This is a genomic window from Caenimonas sp. SL110 (assembly GCF_001044395.1).
GTDB lineage: Bacteria > Pseudomonadota > Gammaproteobacteria > Burkholderiales > Burkholderiaceae_C > Ramlibacter.
In genome coordinates, this window is sequence record NZ_JANU01000031.1 from 238,611 (window position 1) to 258,070 (window position 19,460).

The following is a 19,460-nucleotide window of genomic DNA, read 5'->3' on the forward strand; positions in this document are numbered from 1 at the left end:
GTGTTTTCGATGCAAGCAACCAGTCGCCCGGCCTCCTCATCTCACGGGCCTGCCCCCATCACGCGCCGGGGCCTACCGCGATCCCAGCCAGATGAGCGGGTACCCGCCCGCGAAAAATTGCGCGCGGCACTGTTCGACTTCCTGGGCGGACACAAAGCCACCACGCCCGCTGAGATCGCCGATGCGCAAGGGCTCGGCGCCTGCGCTTGCGACGAGCTGATCAGCCGCATCGCCGGCCCTGAGCTCAATCTCAGGGGGTTTACGCATGTAGAGGCGCTGCCGCCCGAAGTCTGGTCAGCGCTGCAACGTTATGCCAAGGCTGCAAACCGCGTTGGCATTCAGGAAGTGTGTGTCGGGTCGGGCCTCAACTTCCGCGACGGGATGCTGATGGCAGGGCTTGCCAAACTGGAGCTGGTCATCGTGCGCTCGGAAACCCCGGTTGAGCGTGCGGTGGGCGAGCGCCTGTTCAAGTCACTGGAGTACCTTGAGGTCATTTACTCGCCCGCAGCGCCAGGCGATGCACAGATAGTCGCGCTGCGCGACGCAGATTTTCAGACACCCGCACAGAACCTGCGCATCCGCAATCGCGCGAGCTGGGCCGCTTTCGACAAGGAGGTGAACCGCAGGGATGGGCAGTTTCCCGGCGCCATGGCCGCTGCCAGCCATCTGATTGCGCGGTCGGCTGACATGCCGTGGGGAGCTTTCGAGCAGGGCCTGCAGGGCGCACTGGCGCATTGCATTGACACGGGCAACGTGGAGGTCATACGAGGAATTGCACGCGCCGTGCTGACCTCCGATCACCTGATGCTTCACAACGACCGCAAGCTGTCGATATTGTCCGGCGGGGCGCTTGCGCAGCGCACCAGCTCGCACCAGGCTGCCCGCACAGCCAGTGCGTTGCGCCCGGCACCTGAGTACAGGTCACCGCTCAATGCCAAAGGCGCCAAGGAAGCATTGCGGGCCCAGCAGGGGAAGGTGTTCGTGCCTGCGCTCGGCGCGTTTGTCGAAGAGCCAGAGCACGAAGAAGCCGAGGCGCAAGAGCTACAGGGCGTGGCCGGGTCGGACGAGTTGGAGCACCCCGCGCAGCCGGCCCGCCCACTGCGTGCGCCTTTGCTGCACGCGCTGCTCGCCGATCCCTGGACGCCAGGCACCCCGATGACAACAGCCGTGCTGCGTTACGTGGGCATCGGTACGCTGATAGAAGAGGTCGTACGTTCTGGCCTTGACGACGCAGACATCGAGAAGCTGGTTGCATGCGAGCATCCGACCGCGCGAGGGCCGATGACATGGGCGCAGCTGGCGATGGCGAACGGCCATCCGGGCGCAGTCACCTACGCAATGGTGGCGATTCTGGAGTCGCCCCTGGAACTCGCTTTGCAGCAGCGATTCATCGTGGCCCTGGGCGTGGACCCGGCCACCGTTGTGACAGCGCTGCGTGATCCGATTTGGCACGGGGCCAACTGGACCAACACACTGATCCGCAAATTTACACCCCGCACCTAGACGCGCTCAAAACGCGCTGATCCCAGTCTGCGCCCTGCCCAGAATGAGGGCATGCACATCGTGCGTGCCCTCATAGGTGTTGACCACTTCCAGGTTCACCAGGTGCCGGGCCACGCCGAACTCGTCGCTGATGCCGTTGCCGCCCATCATGTCGCGCGCGGTGCGGGCAATGTCCAGCGCCTTGCCGCATGAGTTGCGCTTCATGATCGAGGTGATCTCGACTGCTGCGGTGCCTTCGTCCTTCATGCGGCCCAGGCGCAGGCAGCCTTGCAGGCCCAGCGTGATTTCGGACTGCATGTCGGCGAGCTTCTTTTGCACCAGCTGGTTCGCCGCGAGCGGCTTGCCAAACTGCTTGCGATCCAGCACGTATTGACGCGCGCGGTGCCAGCAGTCTTCTGCCGCACCCAATGCACCCCACGCAATGCCATAACGCGCGGAGTTCAGGCAGGTGAACGGACCCTTCAGGCCACGCACATCAGGGAACGCGTTTTCCTCGGGGCAGAAGACTTCATCCATCACGATCTCGCCCGTGACCGATGCGCGCAGGCCGACCTTGCCGCTGATCTTGGGGGCCGACAAACCCTTGGAGCCCTTGTCGAGCACGAAGCCGCGAATCGAGCCTTCGTCGTCCTTGGCCCAGACGACAAACACGTCGGCGATAGGGCTATTAGTGATCCACATCTTGGAGCCGGTGAGGCTGTAGCCGCCGTCGACCTTGCGGGCACGCGTGACCATGCTGCCTGGGTCGGAGCCGTGGTCGGGCTCGGTCAGGCCGAAGCAGCCGATCCATTCGCCGCTGGCGAGCTTGGGCAGGTACTTGCGTTTGGTTGCTTCATTGCCGAACTCGAAGATCGGCACCATGACCAGCGAGGTCTGCACGCTCATCATCGAGCGATAGCCCGAGTCGATGCGCTCGACTTCACGTGCAACCAGGCCATAGCAGACGTAGTTGAGGCCCGCGCCGCCGTAGGTCTCGGGAATCATCGAGCCGAGCAGGCCGAGTTCGCCCATCTCACGAAAGATGGCGATGTCGGTTTTCTCGTGGCGAAAGGCTTCCAGCACGCGGGGCAGGAGCTTGTCCTGCGAATAGGCAGCAGCCGTTTCACGCACCATGCGCTCGTCGCCGGTGAGTTGTTGCTCCAGCAGCAACGGATCGTCCCAATGAAAACTTGCTTTGCTCGTGGCCATGAATCGTTCCTGAAAAATGTGCGTATATCGTAGCCGCCAACTACCGATCGCGCGTCGTCGAACTGCATGGATGCCGGATCAGGTCCGGCATGACAACCCTCAGCCCGGCAGCATGGCTGTCGCCTCGATCTCCACCTTGGCGCGGTCCTCGACGAGCGCCACCACCTGCACTGCGGTCATCGCGATCGTGTAGTTGCCGATGATCTCGCGGTAGGCGCGGCCGATCTCGGCTGCGGCTGCCATGTATTCGCGCTTGTCCGTCACGTACCAGGTCATGCGCACGATGTGCTCGGGCTTGCCGCCGGCTTCGGTCAATACATCGACGATGTTTTGCAGCGCCTGCCGAACCTGCGCAGCGAAATCGTCGCTGTGAAAAACGCCCTGCCCGTCCCAGCCGATCATGCCCGCGATGAAGAGCATGCGGCCGCTGGCGACCACGCCATTCGAATAACCCTTGGGGCGCGGCCAGCCGGCCGGAAGAATCGCCTGGTGCGTCATGTCATGTCCTTGAGGAGTTCGCGCGCAATGATGAGTTGCTGCACTTCGGTCGCACCTTCGTAGATGCGAAGCGATCGGATCTCGCGGTAGAGGCGCTCGACCATCTGGCCGCTCACCACGCCCAGCCCACCAAAGATCTGCACGGCCGCGTCGATCACCTGCTGCGCGCCCTCGGTCGCAGTGAGCTTGGCCATTGCGGCTTCGCGCGTGACGTTCTCGCCCTGGTCGCGTTGCCACGCGGCCCGATAGACCAGCAGCGCCGAGCTGTCGATGGTGGTTGCCATCTGCGCGAGCTTGGCCTGCGTCAGCTGGAAGTCCGACAGCACCTGGTTGAACATCTTTCGCGTCGTGGCGCGTTGCAGCGCCTCATCGAGCGCGCGGCGCGCAAAGCCCAGCGACGCAGCAGCAACGGATGTGCGAAACACATCGAGCGTGCGCATCGCGACCTTGAAGCCCTCGCCTGCCGCGCCGACGCGCTGCGTCAACGGCACGCGGCAGTCGGTGAACTTGAGGCGCGCAAGCGGGTGCGGCGCGATGACCTGGATGCGCTCGGCAATCTCGAAACCCGGCGTATCGGCATCGACGATAAAGGCCGAGATGCCGCGCGCACCGGGTGCTTCACCGGTGCGGCAGAACACGACGTAGAAATCAGCGATGCCGCCATTGGATATCCACGTCTTTTCACCGTTGATGATGGCGTGGTCACCTTCGATGTGCGCACTGCACTGCATCGCTGCGACGTCGGAGCCGGCCTCGGGTTCGGACAACGCGAACGCTGCGATGGCTGCGCCTTTGGCAACCCTGGAGAGATAACGTGCCTTTTGATCTGCGGTCCCCTGCAGGCTGATTGCGCCCGAACCCAGGCCCTGCATCGCAAATGCGAAATCGGCCAGGCCGCTGTGCCGTGCCAGCGTTTCGCGAATCAGGCAGATCGCGCGTGTGTCGATGGCGTCCGACGCACCGAACTCGCCGCCCACGGCGTGCCGCAGCCAGCCGCCCGCACCCAGCGACTTCACAAGCTGGCGGCATTCGTCATCGACATCGCTGCCGTGGTCGTGAGGGATGTGCTCGGCGGCCCAGGCGTCGAGCGAACGCGCGAGTTCGCGATGCCGCTCCTCGAAGAACGGCCACTTGAGATAGCGGGTATCGGCCATGTCAGTTGCCCTCGAAGACGGGTTTGGATTTGGCAACGAACGCGTTGTAGGCGCGCGTGAAGTCCTCGGTCATCATGCAGATCGCCTGGGCCTGCGCCTCGGCTTCGATGGCCTGCTCGATCGTCATGGCCCACTCTTGATGAAGCATCGTCTTGGTGATGCCGTTGGCGAATGTCGGGCCTTGTGCGAGGTCACCGGCCAGCTTCTGCGCTTGCCCCAGGAGGTCTTCAGGCGTGCAGATGCGATTGAAAAAGCCCCAGCGCTCGCCCTCTTCTCCCCCCAGCGAACGGCCGGTGTAGAGCAACTCCGACGCGCGCCCTTGCCCGACGATTCGCGGCAGCATCGCGCACGCGCCCATGTCGCAACCGGCCAGTCCGACGCGGTTGAAAAGAAATGCGGTCTTGCTGCGCGCCGTGCCCAGGCGCAGGTCCGAGGACATCGCAATGATCGCGCCTGCACCCGCGCACACGCCGTCAATCGCCGCGACGATGGGCTGCGGACATGCGCGCATCGCCTTGACCAGATCGCCGGTCATGCGCGTGAACATGAGCAGCTCGGGCGCCTTGAGCTTGACCAGCGGACCGATGATTTCGTGCACATCGCCGCCCGAGCAGAAGTTGTCGCCCGCGCCCACAACGACGATAGCGTGAACATCTGTCGCGTACTTCAGGCGTGCAAAGAGATCGCGCAGCTCGGCGTACGAATCGAAGGTGAGCGGGTTCTTGCGCTCGGGGCGGTTGAGCGTGATCGTCGCGACGGCGTCGGTCACGTTCCAGAGGAAGTGCGTGGCCTGGTAGGTGGCGAGTTGCTGGCGGTTGCCGGCGACAAGGGCGGGGTCTACGCGTTGAAGGTCAGTGGTCATGTTGGTGGCCTTGTGATGGATCGCAGGGCTGCCCCCACCTTAGCCCTCCCCCAACGGGGGTGGGGATGGGAGCAAAGTCTTTTCGCGTTCGAGGTTGCGTTCGAGCTGGGTCTTGCCCGAAAGGTACTGCCTGGGCCAGTTCACCTGCGTGTAGCCGATTTTTGCGGCTTCCTGCAGGGTCCATGCGGCGTTGGCCAGGTGCGGGCGTGCAACTGCGCACAGATCCGCGCGCCCGGCGGCGATGATGCTGTTGACGTGGTCAGCCTCGGAAATCGCGCCCACCGCAATCGTGGGGATGCGTGCCTCGTTGCGGATGCGGTCCGAGAACGGCGTCTGGTACATGCGCCCGTAAACCGGCTTTTGCTTCTTGCTGACCTGGCCCGACGAGCAGTCGATCATGTCGGCGCCTGCCGCCTTGAACAGCTTCGCAATCTCGACCGCGTCGTCGGGCGTGATGCCGCCTTCGACCCAGTCGTGCGCCGAGATTCGCACCGACATCGGCAGGTGCTCAGGCCAGGCTGCACGCATCGCAGCGAAGACTTCGAGCGGATAGCGAAGGCGGTTTTCCAGCGACCCGCCGTACTCGTCCGTGCGCTGGTTGGTCAGTGGCGAGATGAAGCTGGAAAGCAGGTAGCCGTGCGCGCAGTGCAGCTCCAGCCAGTCGAAGCCCGCTTGCGCTGCGAGCCTTGTGCTGCGAACGAAGTCTGCCGTGACGCGATCCATGTCCTGGCGTGTCATCGCCCGCGACCAGTCGCTGACACCGTCGATGAACTGCTGCGGCGACGCGGAAACGAGCGGCCAGTTGCCTGTGGGCAGCGGCTGGTCTTCGCCTTCCCACGGAACGCAGGTCGAGCCCTTTGCGCCCGCGTGACCGATCTGGATTGCGATCTTCGCGTCGGTGTTGGCATGGACAAAATCCACGATCCGTTTGAAGCCATCGCGCTGCGTCTCGCTCCACAGACCCGGGCATCCGGGGGTGATGCGCGCATCGGGTGTCGGGCAGGTCATCTCCACCATCACCATGCCCGCACCGCCCATCGCACGCGCGCCCAGGTGCACCAGGTGATAGTCGGCGGGCAAACCATCCACGCACGAGTACTGCGCCATCGGCGAGACGACCACGCGATTCTTCAGCGTGACACCGCGCAGGGTGAACGGCGTGAACATCGGCGGCGCCGGGCGCTGCGCCGGCTGGCGTCGGAGCCCGGCGCTCGTAGCGATCCAGTCTTCGTAGGCCTCGACGTAGTCCTTGTCACGAGCGCGCAGGTTCTCGTGGCTGATGCGCTGGCTGCGGGTGAGCAGCGAATACGCGAACTGCTCGGGTGGCAGGTGCGCATAGCGGTCCACGTTCTCGAACCACTCGGTAGAGTTGCGCGCTGCATTCTGGATCTTGAGCACTTCGACGCTGCGGATGGCTTCGTATCGGGTCAGCGCCTGTTCGAGACCGTCGTGCTGGCCGTCACACAAAACGCGAGCCAGCTCGATCGCATCTTCCAGCGCCAGCTTGGTCCCCGAGCCGATAGAAAAATGCGCGGTATGCGCCGCATCGCCCATCAACACCACCGGTTGCCGCCCGTTGTGATGCACCCAGGTCTTGCACACCACGCGCGGAAACCTGATCCACTGCGCCGAGCCGCGGAGATGCGCCGAATTGGAGATCAGCGAGTTGCCGTCGAGGTACTTCGCAAAGAGCTTCTCGCAATACGCAATCGCGTCTTCCTTCTCCATCTTGTCCAGGCCCGCCTTCAACCAGACCTCTTCCGGCGTCTCGACGATGAAGGTGGAGGTGTCGCCGTCGTACTGGTAGGCATGCGCCTGGAACCAGCCATGCGGCGTCTCTTCAAAGGCAAAAGTGAAAGCGTCGAATTTCTTGTGCGTGCCCAGCCAGACAAAGCGGCATTTGCGCGTGTCGATGTCGGGCTGGTAGGTCTGGGCGTACTTGGTACGGATGCGGCTGTTGAGGCCATCGCAGGCGATGATGAGATCGGCGTCCGGATACTGTTCATCGCCCTTCACGTCGGTCTCGAACACGAGCTTGACGCCAAGCTCTTCGCAGCGTTTTTGCAAAATGTTGAGCAGCCGCTTGCGACCGATGCCGCAGAAACCGTGGCCGCCCGACACAGCCTTGTGTCCGCGAATATTGACTTCGATGTCGTCCCAGTGGTTGAACGCGCCCAGGATTTCGCTGGCGGTCTGGGGGTCTGCGGCCTGCAGGTTGCCCAGCGTCTGGTCCGAGAACACGACGCCCCAGCCGAAGGTGTCGTAGGGCTTGTTGCGCTCGACCACCGTGATGTCGTGCGCAGGCTGATGCTTTTTCATCAGCAGTGCGAAATACAGGCCCGAAGGTCCGCCGCCTATGCACACGATCTTCATAAATACTCCATGTCTGGATTATTTAAGTTTAAAGCATTTGACCGCCACCCCCAAACGAAAAAAGGCGGGGATTACCCGCCTTTTCAAAAGGGACGCCCGCGTTCAGATGAACTTGTCGGGATTCTTCAGCGAGCCGTCGCTCACGATGGCCAGCCCGCTGCGCACTGCTGCGAACAACTCCAGGCTGTCGGGCTTGCGCAGTGGCCTGAAAGATGTACTTTGCGGCACCTCGAAGTCCTTGCCCACACCCAGGTCCTCGTCGCCGCGCCAGGAGAGCGTGGACGCCGAGACGTCCTGCCGGACCATGCCTTGCGTGCCAGGATTTGGGACGCCGACTGGGGAACTGCCGTTGATCGCGCTCATGGATTAGCCCTTCTTTCCTGATTGCCGGCGGATGCGGTCGATTGCCGTCATCGCAGAGTCTTGAATCTTGCGGTATTGCGCATCTTCGCGGCCGAGTTCGAATGCCTTGTCGAAGTGTTCGATGGCCTCTTGCCCCCGGTTCATTCCGGCAAAGCATTCCGCCAGCCGGTACATCGGCAGCGCCGATTCGCCGTTGCGCATCGCGTGCTGGTAGAACGTGGCGGCGACGTTGTAGACGCCCAGCCGCTGGAACGCCCGACCGGTCAGAAAGTAAAAACGCGCATCGAAAGCGGTGTTGATCGCCAGTGACATGGCCAGCGGCGCGGCCTGGAGGAAGTTGCCCTCTTCGCACAGCATCTGGGCCACGATGTACATCTTTTCGTGCTCATCGCCGGGCGTTGCCGGAGGTGGCGTGCCAAGCGCACCCTTGGCCTCCAGGGCGCGCAAGCGATCCAGGGCGGTTTCAATCATTGCCGCCACAGCGGGGTCACGCCCTGAACCGGGTAGCCGATCCGGCGGGTTCGTATCAGGAAACATGCGTCTGGGCGGGTCGGGAGGTTGCCATTGCGGGTTCATGAGCAATGGGTAACGGCCCTTCGCAATTCGTTCCACCCGCGTGGGCCAGCCGCATGACCTCCAGCGGATGCGCATCGCGCAGCTTGTGGTCGCTCCAGACCTGCCGCCACCGGCGAGCGCCGGCAAGTCCGTTGCGCAGACCCAGCATGTGCCGGGCAATCGAGCTCCATGCCGTGCCGTGCGCCTGCGCCTCCCTGGCCATGTACTCGCACATTTGCGCTTCGACTGATTCGCGCGTCAGGGCTGAGGGTGCATCGCCGTAGAACTGCTCGTCCCACTCGGCCAGCCACCAGGGGTTGTGATAGGCCTCGCGCCCGACCATCACGCCGTCGACATGGGCGAGCTGATCGTGGACCTGCGCGGTGGTCTTGATGCCGCCGTTGACCGCGATGGTGAGATGGGGAAACTCCGCTTTCAGCCGATGCGCGAAGTCGTAGCGAAGCGGCGGCAGCTCGCGGTTTTCCTTGGGCGACAGGCCTTTGAGCCACGCGTTGCGCGCATGGATCAGGAACACCTCGCAGCCCGCCTCTGCGAGCGTGCCGACGAAATCACGAACGAACTCGTAGCTCTCGATCCGGTCGATGCCCACCCTGTGTTTCACCGTGACCGGGATCGACACCGCATCGCGCATCGCCTTGACGCAATCGGCAACCAGTTGCGGCTCGGCCATGAGGCACGCACCGAACGAGCCGCGCTGCACGCGCTCGGACGGGCATCCGCAGTTCAGGTTGATCTCGTCGTAGCCCCACTCTTCGCCCACGCGAGCGCAGCGCGCCAGGTCACCCGGCTCGCTGCCGCCCAGTTGCAACGCGACAGGGTGCTCTTCGGGATTGAAGACGAGGTGCCGCGGAATGTCGCCGTGGATCAGCGCGCCGGTCGTCACCATCTCGCTGTAGAGCAGCGCGTGGCGGGACAGGAGCCGGTGGAAGTAGCGGCAATGACGGTCGGTCCAGTCCATCATGGGCGCCACGCTCATGCGCCAGGATGAAGGGTTCTCTCTGATACTCAAACAAGGTCCCGGATGGTTTGCGAACGTTCGGCCGCACTCAGGTGCCGGCCCTGCCCGCATCGTAACGTCGGGCAGCGTCCCAGGCCAGGTCAGCAAGCGGCCGCGCCTTTTCTCCGGTCTGCGCTGCATCTGCGGACGCCGCATTGCCATCGCGCGCACGCCTGGCGATTCCCTGCAGGATCGCAGCCATGCGAAACAGGTTGAACGCCAGGTAAAAGTCCCAGTGCTCGTCGATGCCGTCGATTCCGGTGCGCTCGGCGTACCGGCGGCGGTATTGCGCTTCCTGCGGAATTGCGAGCGCGTCCAGGTCCAGCCCGCCAATGCCGCGCCAGAGCGCCGCCGGGATATGCCAGCTCATGCAGTGATAGCTGAAGTCCGCCAGCGGATGCCCCAGGGTCGCGAGTTCCCAGTCGATGACGCCAAGCACGCGGGCGCTGCTGTGGTCGAACACCAGGTTGTCGAGCCGGTAGTCGCCATGGACAACAGCAGTGCGTTCACCCAGCGGAATACGCTCAGGCAGCCATTCCATCAGGCGATCCATCGCGCCGATGGACTCGGTGAACGATTCGCGGTACTGGCGGGTCCAGCGGGCGATCTGGCGAGCGAAATAATTGCTGGGCTTGCCGAAATCCGATAGGCCCATCGCAGCGACATCCACGCGATGCAAACTGGCAATGACGCGGTTCATCTCGTCGTAAATGGCGGCGCGCTCTTGCCCCGTCATCCCCGGCAAGCCCTGGTCCACCAGCACACGTCCGTCCAGGAACTCCATCAGGTAGAAAGGCGCGCCAACAATCGAAACGTCGTCGCAATAGGCATAAACCTCCGGCACCGGCACGTCGCTCTGGCGCAGCGCCTTCATCACCCGTGCTTCGCGTTCGATCGCATGCGCGGACGGCAGCAAGTCGCCCAGGGGCTTTTGCCGCAGGACGCATACACGGTCCGCACCCGTCACCCGGTAGGTCGGGTTGGACTGCCCGCCGGTCAGCCTTGTCAGCGACAGGGCGTGCGGGGTCGCGATACCGTTGGCCCGCATGAATTGCGCCAACGCGCCGACGTTCAGCGCAGAGGGTCCCGAGCCTGACGGCGCCGTCACAGCGAGCTCACCAGATGCCCGTGATCCACGGCCAGCGATGCCCCGGTCATGGCCGCCCCGGCATCGGAGGCCAGCAACAGCAATGGACCATCGAGATCCTGCAGCTGGCCGAACCGCCGCGCCGGTATGCGCGCGCGCAGGCGCTCGCCGGCCTCGCTCGACAGGAACGCCTGATTCAGGTCCGTTGCGATGTAGCCGGGCAGCAGCGCATTCACGCGGATTCCATGGCGCGCCAATTCAAGCGCCATCACCTTCGTCGCCTGCAGCACGCCGGCCTTGGAGATGGCGTATGGCGCCACGCCGCCGGCGACTCGCTCACCCAGAATCGAGGCGACATTGATGACGCAGCCGGGCTTGCCTGCAGCGACCAGCCGCCGGGCGGCCTCGGTCGCCACCAGCCAGCTGCCCTTCAGGTTGGTGTCGATGACATGGTCCCAGTCGCTCTCGTCCTGTGCCAGCAGTGGTTTGGTCACCGACACGCCCGCGTTGTTGACGACCACGTCCGGTACCCCGGCCCGTGCGAGGATTTCATCAAAAGCGGCGTTCACGCTTGCGGTGTCTGTCACGTCCAGTGCAACCGCGTGCGTCCGGCAACCCTCGTCGGCGAGCTGCGCGGCCAGCTCCAGCACCCGGTCACGGCGCCGTGCTGCCAGCACCACCGTCGCACCCGCACGGGCCAGCACGCCAGCGAAATGCTGGCCCAGCCCACTGGACGCTCCGGTGACCAATGCGAGCTTGCCCTCCAGCCCAAACATGTCGCCGGGGGCGGTCATGGCGCCGCCTTTCCGTGCGCGGCCACCAGCTTGCGGGCCATGCTCCAGCGATGCGTTTCATTCGGGCCGTCGTAGATGCGAAATGCGCGCATGTCCATGAAGATGCGCATGACGGCCGCCTCGCCTGTCACGCCCTGCCCGCCCAGGATTTGCACGCAGCGGTCGATCACCCTCCACTGCGCTTCCGAGCACACCACCTTGGCGCGGCTGGATTCGAAGTTGCACTTCTCGCCCTGGTCGAGCATCCACGCGGTGTGCCAGATATGCAGCCGCGAAGTCTGCAGGTCCATGTCGTTGTCTGCCAGCATGAAGCCCACGCCCTCGTGTTCGGCCAGTGGCTTTCCAAAGGCCTGGCGCTGCGCTGCATAGGCGAGCGCCACGTCCTGGGCACGCCGCGCCTGTCCCAGCCAGCGCATGCAATGCGTCAGGCGCGCAGGCGCCAGCCTGATCTGCGCATAGCGAAAGCCCTTGCCCACCTCGCCCAGCACATCGCCTGCCGGCACGCGCACATCGTCGAACCGCAGCACGCCATGACCGCCGGTGAAGCACCGGTCCATGCTGTCCATGTTGCGCTCCAGGGTGATGCCGGGGCGGTCCATGTCCGTGAGAAACATCGTGGCCGAGCCGTCTTCCATGCGCGCCATCACGATGGCGTAGCTGGCCCCGTCGGCGCCGGTGATGAACCACTTGGTTCCGCTGATGACGTAGTCGTCGCCATCGCGCCTGGCGCTCGTTTGCAGCATCGAAGGATCGGCACCCGCGCCGGGAGACGGCTCCGTCATCGCGAAGCAGGAGCGGGTCTTGCCGGCGACTTGCGCACGCAGCCAGCGCTCCTTCTGGGCCGGTGTGGCGACCTCCTCCATCAGGTGGATATTTCCCTCGTCAGGCGCGTGGATGTTCAGCGCGGTCGGGCCGAGCCACGAGTAGCCCGCTTCCTCGAACACCACCGCCTTGGCCACATGGCTCAAGCCCATGCCGCCCATCTCGACGGATGCGTGCGGTGTCAGCAGGCCGGCAGCCCTGGCCCGGGCCACGAGTTCCTGCCGCAGGTCCTCGCTGGGGCCGTGGGCGCCGGCACGAGGGTCGTTTTCAAGCTCGATCACCTCTTCGCAGATGAAGTTGCGTACGCGCTCGCGCAGTTCGAGCAATTCCTTGGACAGTTGAAAATCCATGCAGGGTTCTCCCAAAGTTGCGGGTTCAGTGGTTGACGGCCCGACCCCACGCATCCAGCGTCGACTCGAGGATCGCTTCGCTCAACGTGGGGTGCGGAAATACGGTGTGCATCAGCTCGGCCTCGGTCGCCTCCATCGTCTGCGCGATGGCGACGCCCTGGATCAATTCGGTCACCTCGGCCCCGATCATGTGCGCGCCCAGCAGCTCGCCGCTGTCGGCATCAAACACCATCTTGACCATGCCCTCGGGCTCGCCGAGCGCCAGCGCCTTTCCGTTGGCCGCGAACCGGTGTCGGCCCACCTTGATCGAACGGCCCTGCGCCCTGGCCTGGGCCTCGGTTGCACCGACGCTGGCAATCTGTGGCGAGCTGTAGGTGCAGCCCGGAATGCGGCTCGTATCCAGCGGGGTCGTTCCGGGGACGCCGGCAATGTGCTCCACGCAGATGACTGCTTCATGGCTGGCCTTGTGCGCCAGCCAGGGGGCGCCTGCGAGATCGCCGATCGCATAAACCCCCGGCTCGTGCGTTTCGCTGAACGGCCCGGTGAGCACGTGCGTTCCTTCGATGCGGACCCTGGTCTGTTCGAGTCCCAGGTTCTCGACGTTGCCGCGTATTCCCACGGCCTGGATGACGCGTTCGGCGGTCAACTGCTGCACTTCACCCGACGCCAGGCGAATACGGGCGGTGACACCGTCGCCCTCGTTATCCATCGACTCCACCCGCGTGCCGACGAAAAACCCGATGCCCTGCCGCTCGAACGACGCCTGCGCCATCGCGGAGATCTCGGCGTCTTCTGCGGGCAGGATGCGGTCCAGCATCTCGACGACGGTGACATGCGATCCGAGCGAGCGATAAAAGCATCCCAGCTCGATGCCGATGGCGCCCGAGCCGATCACCAGCAGCGACTTCGGCAGTGCCTGGGGCGTGATGGCCTCACGGTAGGTCCACATGCGGTCAGGATCGGCCGCCATGCCGGGCAGCGTCCGCGCCCGGGCACCCGTGGCCAGGATGACGTGCCGTGCTCGCAGCGTGCTTGCTCCTGCAGCGCGCTCCACATGGACCTCGCGCTGGGCCTCGCCCACTGCCGCGCCCATTGCCGCGCCCAGACGTGCCGTGCCTTCGACGACCGTCACGCGGTTTTTTTTCATGAGGTAGCGCACGCCCTGTGACAGCTGAGCTGCGATCGCGCGCGATCGGCCCACGAGCCGCTGCATGTCGATGACCGGTGGTCCCGGCAAGGTGAAGCCATGCACCGCTGCCTCCTGCATGTCCTTGAACAGGTGCGCCGAGCGCAGCAGTGCCTTGGTGGGTATGCAGCCCCAGTTCAGGCAGATGCCGCCCAGGTTTTCGCGTTCGATGAGGACGGTTTTCAGCCCCAGCTGCGAGGCGCGGATCGCGGCGGTGTATCCGCCCGGACCACCACCGATCACGGCGAGGTCGTAAGTGTCTGGGGAAGCAGCAGCCGGCATGGCGGGAATCCTTGGTCGGAAAGGCGCGCAGCACCATGCGAAGGCGCCACGCAAATGAAGTCAGGTGCGAAACAGGCCTTCGGAAAGCAGCTGCCTGTACAGGTTCACCGCGTCATCGACGTTCATCGACCGCGGCGGGTTCGCGTCGAAGTACATCTGCGACACGTAGTTGCGGATGCCCGTCAGGAAGTGGGCCGCCAGCGGAAGGTCTTCTTCCCTCGCCTTCAGGAAGCCATGGCGGCGCTGCGCCCGAAGCGCACCTTCGAAGTCGCGCAAGGTGGCGGCAAAGTTGCGCGCGTATGCCGCCGGCGCGTACACCCGAGCCTCGGTAAACACCCGGTAGAACTCCGGGTTATCGGCGAGATATTCGAGATAGGCCCGAAAGCCCGCAACTTCGCGGTCCAGTCCCCAGGACATGGGGGCGATACGCTCAACCACGAATGCCACCATGTGCTTGCCCAGCGTCGGCAGCAATTCCTCGAGCAGCGCCTGCCGGTTCTCGAAGTGGTAGTACAGACCGCCTGCGGCAATGCCAGCCTCTTGCGCAATGCGGGCCGACGAGGCCTTGTCGTAACCCAGGCGCCCCACGACTTTGGCTGCTGCCAGGATCAGGCGCTCGCGCGTCAGGTCGGACTTCCTTCGGGGCGCAAGCTCCGGGGATGTCGAGAGTAGTTCTGCGCTGTCGCGGCTCATGGGTTGCGGCTCATGTCACACGGATCATAAGTAGGCCGCCGACAACTCGCTGGACGCCCCTCGCTCCAGGAATCCAGCGCTGGCGCCCTCCAGCGCCACGGTGCCCCGGCGCAGCACGACTGCGTGGTGCGAAGCCTTGAGCGCCAGCATGGCCATCTGCTCCGTGAGCACGACGGTCACCCCGGACGACCGCGCAAACTCATCGATGAACTCGTAGATCTGGGTCACGATGATGGGCGCCAGCCCGAGCGACGGCTCATCGAGCAGCAAGAGCCTTGGCGAGCGAACGGTGGTGCACGACAGGATGAGCATCTGCTGCTGCCCGCCGCTCAGAAGGCCGCAAGCGATGCGCGATCGCTCCCCAAGAATCGGAAAGCGGCCGTACACCTCATCGAGCGCCGATTTCAGCGGCGTGCCGCGCCGCCCGAAGCTCCAGGCCAGTTCGAGGTTTTCCTGCACCGTGAGCTGCTTGAAGAGCCGGCGGCCCTCCATGGCGTGCGCAATGCCCAGACGCGCGCGCTCCGTGGCCGACATCGGCCCGAGGTCTTGACCATCGAAGCGGATTTTTCCGCCGTAGCCGCCCGTCAGACCCGAGATGGCCCGCAGCAGCGACGACTTGCCAGCGCCGTTGGCACCCAGGATGGCGGTCTTGGTCCCCGATGGAACCGTCAGCGATACGCCCGACAGGGCCTGGATCGCGCCGTAGTTGACTGTGACGCCCTGGATCTCAAGCATGTCCGGTCACCTCATCGCCAAGGTAGGCGGCGATCACTTCGGGGTCCTTGCGCATGCCCTCCATGTCGCCGCGATAGATGATGTGTCCGCTGTCCAGGACCACCACGTCATCGACCAGGTTGGCCAGGAAATCCATGTGGTGCTCGATCAGCAGCACCGACAGCCCCATCGCCTTCAGGCGCATCACCACTGCAGACAAACGCGCCATCTCGACCTCTGTCAGGCCCGCCGCCGGCTCGTCGAGCATCAGGATGCGCGGGCCGGCCAGCAGCATGCGTCCCAGCTCGGCCATGCGTCTATGCCCGTACGGCAGGCTCTCCACGACCACATCAGCCAGCGAATCGAGCTCCAGCAAGGTGAGCACGGCATTGCACCGGGCCAGCTCGCGCCGCTCGGCAGAACGGGCGCGCGGCAGCGAAAGCGCGGCGTCAATCCACCCATAGCGAAGACTGCGGTGAGCACCGAGCATGAGGTTTTCGCGCACCGTGAAATGGGGAATCAGCCGGGGGTCCTGGAATGTCCGCACCACGCCCTGCGCGGCCATCTGGTAGTCGGCCATGCCGGTGACGTCGCGGCCGTCGAGCACCACCGACCCTTCGGTCGGCCGGTAGATGCCGCTGATCACGTTGACCAGCGTGCTCTTGCCCGAACCGTTGGGGCCGACCAGCGCAGTGATGTGCCCAGCCTTGATCTCCAGCGAAACCTTTTCCAGGGCCGTCAGGCCGCCGAACCGCATCGTCACATCGCGCACGGACAGCGACTCCCCGCCCTGGCTGGCGGCCTGCGTCGCAATGTCTTCGCTCCTGTCGCCCACTTCGCGCAACACGCCGGGCCTGACAAATCGCGGAGGCGAGAAAAGCAATCCGCCCACACCCTTGGGCAGCACGATCAGCGAGAACGCCAGGATGACGCCGTACACGATGTACTGGTACTCGGCGAACCCCTGCAGACGCTGCGGCAGGAATGCAAAGAACAAGGCACTGACCACCTGGCCCGCGCTGCTGAGCATGCCGCCGACGATGGAAACCACCAGCACATCGATCGAGCGCGAGACACCGAAGCTGTCGGGTCCGATATAGCCGACCAGATGCGCGTAGAAAGCACCCGCAAGCCCGGCAAGCGCGCCGCTGACGGCATAGGCGAACTGTCGCGAACTGCCCCGTGCGATGCCCACGCTGCCGGCAGCAAACTCGCTGTGGTGAAGCGCGCACAGTGCGCGGCCGAACCGGCTTTGCGACAGGTTGCGTACCACCAGCAGGACACACACCGTGGCAATCACGAGCACGCGAAAGAAGTTGCCCTCTTCCAGCTTCATGCCCAGCACGGACAGCGTGCGCAGGCCGGCCGATGGAATGCCGCTGAAACCACCGACGCCGCCGGTCAGACTGGTCCACTCGCGAGCCACCTCGAAGAAGATCTGGCCGAATCCCAGCGTCATCATGGCCAGGTAAACCTCGCGCACGCGACCGGCCGGAAACGACAGCAGGAAAGCCACCAGCGCCCCGGCAACCGCGGCACCGGGCACCGACACCAGCAGGCTGAGCCCAAGCGACTTGGTCAACAGGGCCGAGCCGTAGGCGCCGATGCCGAAGAACGCCGCATGGCCCAGCGAAATCTGGCCGGCCAGGCCGGTGAGCACGAACAGGCTCTGCGCAAAGATGATCGACACCAGCGCGAATGCCAGGATCTGCACGTTGGCGTTGCCCATGACCGCCGGAGCGGCAAGCAGGCCCAGCACGATGACCGTCAGGGTCACCGGATGCATCACGATCCGGGTCAGCCGCTCGCGAAACGGCAGTGCGGCGACAGCGCGCGCAGCCGTGTTGGAAGTTACGTCGGTCATGCCTTCATCACCTCTGCCCGTCCGAACAGGCCCTGGGGTCGCATCGCCAGCATGAGCACGAGCACCGCGAACGCAATGCCGTGCTCGGCAGCCGTCGAGACGTAACCACCGACCAGCTTGCTCAGGATGCCCACGCCGATCCCGCCCACGAGCGCACCGGCCGAACTGCCCATGCCCCCAACCACCGCAGCGACAAATCCGAAGAGCACCAGTTCGAAGCCGAATGCCGGATCGATGGTGCCCCCGATTTGCGCGACCAGAATTCCTGCGACACCTGCCAGCACGCTGGAGGCGACGAACGAGCCGGAGACGATCCATTTCACGGGCAGTCCCTGCACCTCGCCCAGTTCCGCATCTTGCGCAACCGCCCGCACCGCCGAGCCCATCACGGTGCGGCGCATCAGCAGTTCGAGCGCGCCGATGATCGTCACGGAGACAACGAAGATGGCTGCGTATTGCAGCGACAGCGGCTGTCCGCCGACGCTCACCACATCGGAAGCGCGAAACAGCAGCTCCGGAAATGGCAGTGCCTGCGAGCCGAACAGCTTGGCCGCAATGCCCTGCAGCAAGATGCCGAAGCCTAGCGTGGAGATCACCCATCCGAGGCTTCCGGCCGCTTTCAGGGCAGGTCGCACCGCCAGACGTTCCACCATCACCCCGACACCCGCAACGATGGTGATGGCGACCAGCGCGGAGCTCCACAGGCCCATGCCCCTGGATGCGAGCATGGCGGTCGCGATGGCGCAGATCATCATCACCGCGCCCTGACCGAAGTTGAGCGTGCGGGTGGTCCAGAACGTGAAGTTCAGGCCCACGGCCACCAGGGCGTAAACCGAGCCGACGCTTGCGCCGGCGATCAGGAGTGAGAGCAGGAAGTCCATGGGCGTCCTTGACGTGGCGCGCCGGGGCGCGCCGCTGTCTTATTCCTTCACGAGTTCCAGCACGACGCGATCGTTGCGCTTGACCATCTGGAACAAGCCCAGGTCCTGCGGTCGCAGTGCCTCATGCTGTGTCGCAGAGAAGTTGATCGCACCGATGGAGGCGCCCGGCAGGTCCTTGGTCTGCTCGATCGCACGCACCACCGCGGCGGCTTCGGTGGAGCCGGCGCGGCGCATGCCGTCGAGCAGCACATTCACGCAGTCATAGCTGGTGCCCACGACGGACGCCATCGAGATGGATGGGTTGGCCGCATCAGGCCCGTACCAGCGGTCGGTGCCGTGGCTGGCGCGGTAGGCATCGACAAAGCGCCTGGACGTCTCGGGCATCGGCCGATGGCCGAAGGTCAGCGTGCTGACCGAGCGCGTGCCGGTGGCGAGGTCGCCGGCGCCTTCGATATAAGGCGGTGTGGCTGCGCCGTTGGTGCCGTAGATCGGCACGTTCATGTTCAGGCGGCTCATGTTCTTGCGAATGAGCGCGAAGTCCGCGCCCAGGCCGATGACCAGCACGCTGTCGACGCCGGCGCGCTGCAGGCGCACGATCTGCGCAGTCATGTCCTGGGCACGCTGGTTGTACGACTCGGTGTTGACCTTCACATCGGCCTTGACTTCGTTGACGGCCTTCTTGACGAGTTCTGCGCCGGTCGTGCCGTAGGCCGTGCTCTCATGAAGGATGCCGACGTTCTTGTACGAACGCGCCAGCACTTCGCCCAGGCGGCGGGACTCGGCCGCGTTGGTGATGGCCATGGAGAACACGTTCTTGCGCGGCGGCTGGGCCGTGCCCTTGGGATAGGTGATCGTGGGCGACTGTGCCATCGGGTTGCACATCGGGCGGCCGTCGGCTTCGACCATGTCCACTGTTGCGAGCACCGGACCGCTGCCTGCGGGCGCGATGATGCCCACGATCTCCTTGTTGTCCAGGATGCGGCGCATGTTCTGCACCGCGCGATCGGGCACCAGCTGGTCGTCGAGCACTTCAGCGAGTTCGACCTTGCGGCCATTGACGCCGCCCTTGCGGTTCCACTCTTCCACTGCGAGCGTTGCACCCCGGCGGATGCCCTCGCCGAATTCATTGAAAGGCCCCGTCAGTGCTGCGGTGAGGCCGAGCTTGATGGGCGGCTGCTGGGCCAGCGCCGGCTGCGAGGCCAGCAGGGCGGCCGCGCAGGCGGTCAGTGCGAAAGTGGTTCTGATGGTGGTCATGGTTGTCTCCTAGAGTGGA

At 64.7% G+C, this 19,460-nt stretch carries 18 protein-coding genes; 1 reads left to right on the plus strand and 17 read right to left on the minus strand.

Annotated elements, in window-relative coordinates; genetic code table 11:
- Window positions 1-117 precede the first annotated feature (117 nt).
- The gene (locus AQ12_RS15585; protein ID WP_048440833.1) at window positions 118-1,503 is read left to right on the plus strand and encodes a hypothetical protein; all 1,386 of its coding nucleotides are present in this window, start codon (window positions 118-120) and stop codon (window positions 1,501-1,503) included.
- A gap of 6 nt (window positions 1,504-1,509) precedes the next feature.
- On the opposite strand, the gene AQ12_RS15590 is transcribed toward AQ12_RS15585, so the two are convergent.
- The 17 genes from AQ12_RS15590 to AQ12_RS15670 form a co-directional block, all read right to left on the minus strand.
- Entirely contained in the window at window positions 1,510-2,691 is a 1,182-nt protein-coding gene (locus AQ12_RS15590; RefSeq protein ID WP_048440834.1) for an acyl-CoA dehydrogenase, read from the minus strand.
- Window positions 2,692-2,790: 99 nt separating this feature from the next.
- The gene (locus AQ12_RS15595) at window positions 2,791-3,189 is read right to left on the minus strand and encodes a RidA family protein (protein WP_048440835.1); all 399 of its coding nucleotides are present in this window, start codon (window positions 3,187-3,189) and stop codon (window positions 2,791-2,793) included.
- The gene (locus tag AQ12_RS15600; RefSeq protein ID WP_048440836.1) at window positions 3,186-4,343 is read right to left on the minus strand and encodes an acyl-CoA dehydrogenase family protein; all 1,158 of its coding nucleotides are present in this window, start codon (window positions 4,341-4,343) and stop codon (window positions 3,186-3,188) included. The genes AQ12_RS15595 and AQ12_RS15600 overlap by 4 nt, the downstream gene beginning before the upstream one ends.
- Before the next feature lies 1 nt (window position 4,344).
- Entirely contained in the window at window positions 4,345-5,205 is an 861-nt protein-coding gene (locus tag AQ12_RS15605; RefSeq protein WP_048440837.1) for an enoyl-CoA hydratase family protein, read from the minus strand.
- Between the two features lie 39 nt (window positions 5,206-5,244).
- A complete protein-coding gene (locus AQ12_RS15610; protein ID WP_048440838.1) occupies window positions 5,245-7,578 on the minus strand; it encodes a bifunctional salicylyl-CoA 5-hydroxylase/oxidoreductase in 2,334 nt (777 codons plus the stop codon).
- 102 nt (window positions 7,579-7,680) lie between these two features.
- Window positions 7,681-7,941 carry a hypothetical protein gene (locus tag AQ12_RS15615; protein ID WP_048440839.1) on the minus strand — a complete coding sequence of 87 codons (261 nt, stop codon included), beginning with the start codon at window positions 7,939-7,941 and terminating at the stop codon, window positions 7,681-7,683.
- 3 nt (window positions 7,942-7,944) lie between these two features.
- Window positions 7,945-8,412 carry a hypothetical protein gene (locus tag AQ12_RS15620; protein WP_048440840.1) on the minus strand — a complete coding sequence of 156 codons (468 nt, stop codon included), beginning with the start codon at window positions 8,410-8,412 and terminating at the stop codon, window positions 7,945-7,947.
- A gap of 55 nt (window positions 8,413-8,467) precedes the next feature.
- Window positions 8,468-9,586: a tRNA dihydrouridine(20/20a) synthase DusA gene (dusA, locus tag AQ12_RS15625; RefSeq protein ID WP_082151628.1), complete on the minus strand. Its 1,119-nt coding sequence runs from the start codon at window positions 9,584-9,586 to the stop codon at window positions 8,468-8,470.
- Window positions 9,564-10,562, minus strand: a complete 999-nt coding sequence (locus AQ12_RS15630) for a phosphotransferase family protein (RefSeq protein ID WP_048440918.1) — start codon at window positions 10,560-10,562, stop codon at window positions 9,564-9,566. The genes dusA and AQ12_RS15630 overlap by 23 nt, the downstream gene beginning before the upstream one ends.
- A gap of 56 nt (window positions 10,563-10,618) precedes the next feature.
- Complete coding sequence (locus AQ12_RS15635) at window positions 10,619-11,395, minus strand: SDR family NAD(P)-dependent oxidoreductase (protein WP_048440841.1); 777 nt, start codon at window positions 11,393-11,395, stop codon at window positions 10,619-10,621.
- Entirely contained in the window at window positions 11,392-12,567 is a 1,176-nt protein-coding gene (locus tag AQ12_RS15640) for an acyl-CoA dehydrogenase family protein (RefSeq protein ID WP_048440842.1), read from the minus strand. The genes AQ12_RS15635 and AQ12_RS15640 overlap by 4 nt, the downstream gene beginning before the upstream one ends.
- 25 nt (window positions 12,568-12,592) lie before the next feature.
- Window positions 12,593-14,035: a dihydrolipoyl dehydrogenase gene (gene lpdA, locus AQ12_RS15645; RefSeq protein WP_048440843.1), complete on the minus strand. Its 1,443-nt coding sequence runs from the start codon at window positions 14,033-14,035 to the stop codon at window positions 12,593-12,595.
- A gap of 60 nt (window positions 14,036-14,095) precedes the next feature.
- Entirely contained in the window at window positions 14,096-14,728 is a 633-nt protein-coding gene (locus tag AQ12_RS22215) for a TetR/AcrR family transcriptional regulator (RefSeq protein WP_053076758.1), read from the minus strand.
- 24 nt (window positions 14,729-14,752) lie between these two features.
- A complete protein-coding gene (locus AQ12_RS15655) occupies window positions 14,753-15,463 on the minus strand; it encodes an ABC transporter ATP-binding protein (protein ID WP_048440844.1) in 711 nt (236 codons plus the stop codon).
- Complete coding sequence (locus AQ12_RS15660) at window positions 15,456-17,306, minus strand: ATP-binding cassette domain-containing protein (RefSeq protein ID WP_082151629.1); 1,851 nt, start codon at window positions 17,304-17,306, stop codon at window positions 15,456-15,458. Before AQ12_RS15660 ends, AQ12_RS15655 begins: the two co-directional genes overlap by 8 nt.
- Complete coding sequence (locus tag AQ12_RS15665) at window positions 17,303-18,187, minus strand: branched-chain amino acid ABC transporter permease (RefSeq protein WP_048440845.1); 885 nt, start codon at window positions 18,185-18,187, stop codon at window positions 17,303-17,305. The genes AQ12_RS15660 and AQ12_RS15665 overlap by 4 nt, the downstream gene beginning before the upstream one ends.
- A gap of 39 nt (window positions 18,188-18,226) precedes the next feature.
- Window positions 18,227-19,441, minus strand: coding sequence for an ABC transporter substrate-binding protein (locus AQ12_RS15670; RefSeq protein ID WP_048440846.1), 1,215 nt, complete (start codon window positions 19,439-19,441; stop codon window positions 18,227-18,229).
- Between the last annotated feature and the right edge of the window lie 19 nt (window positions 19,442-19,460).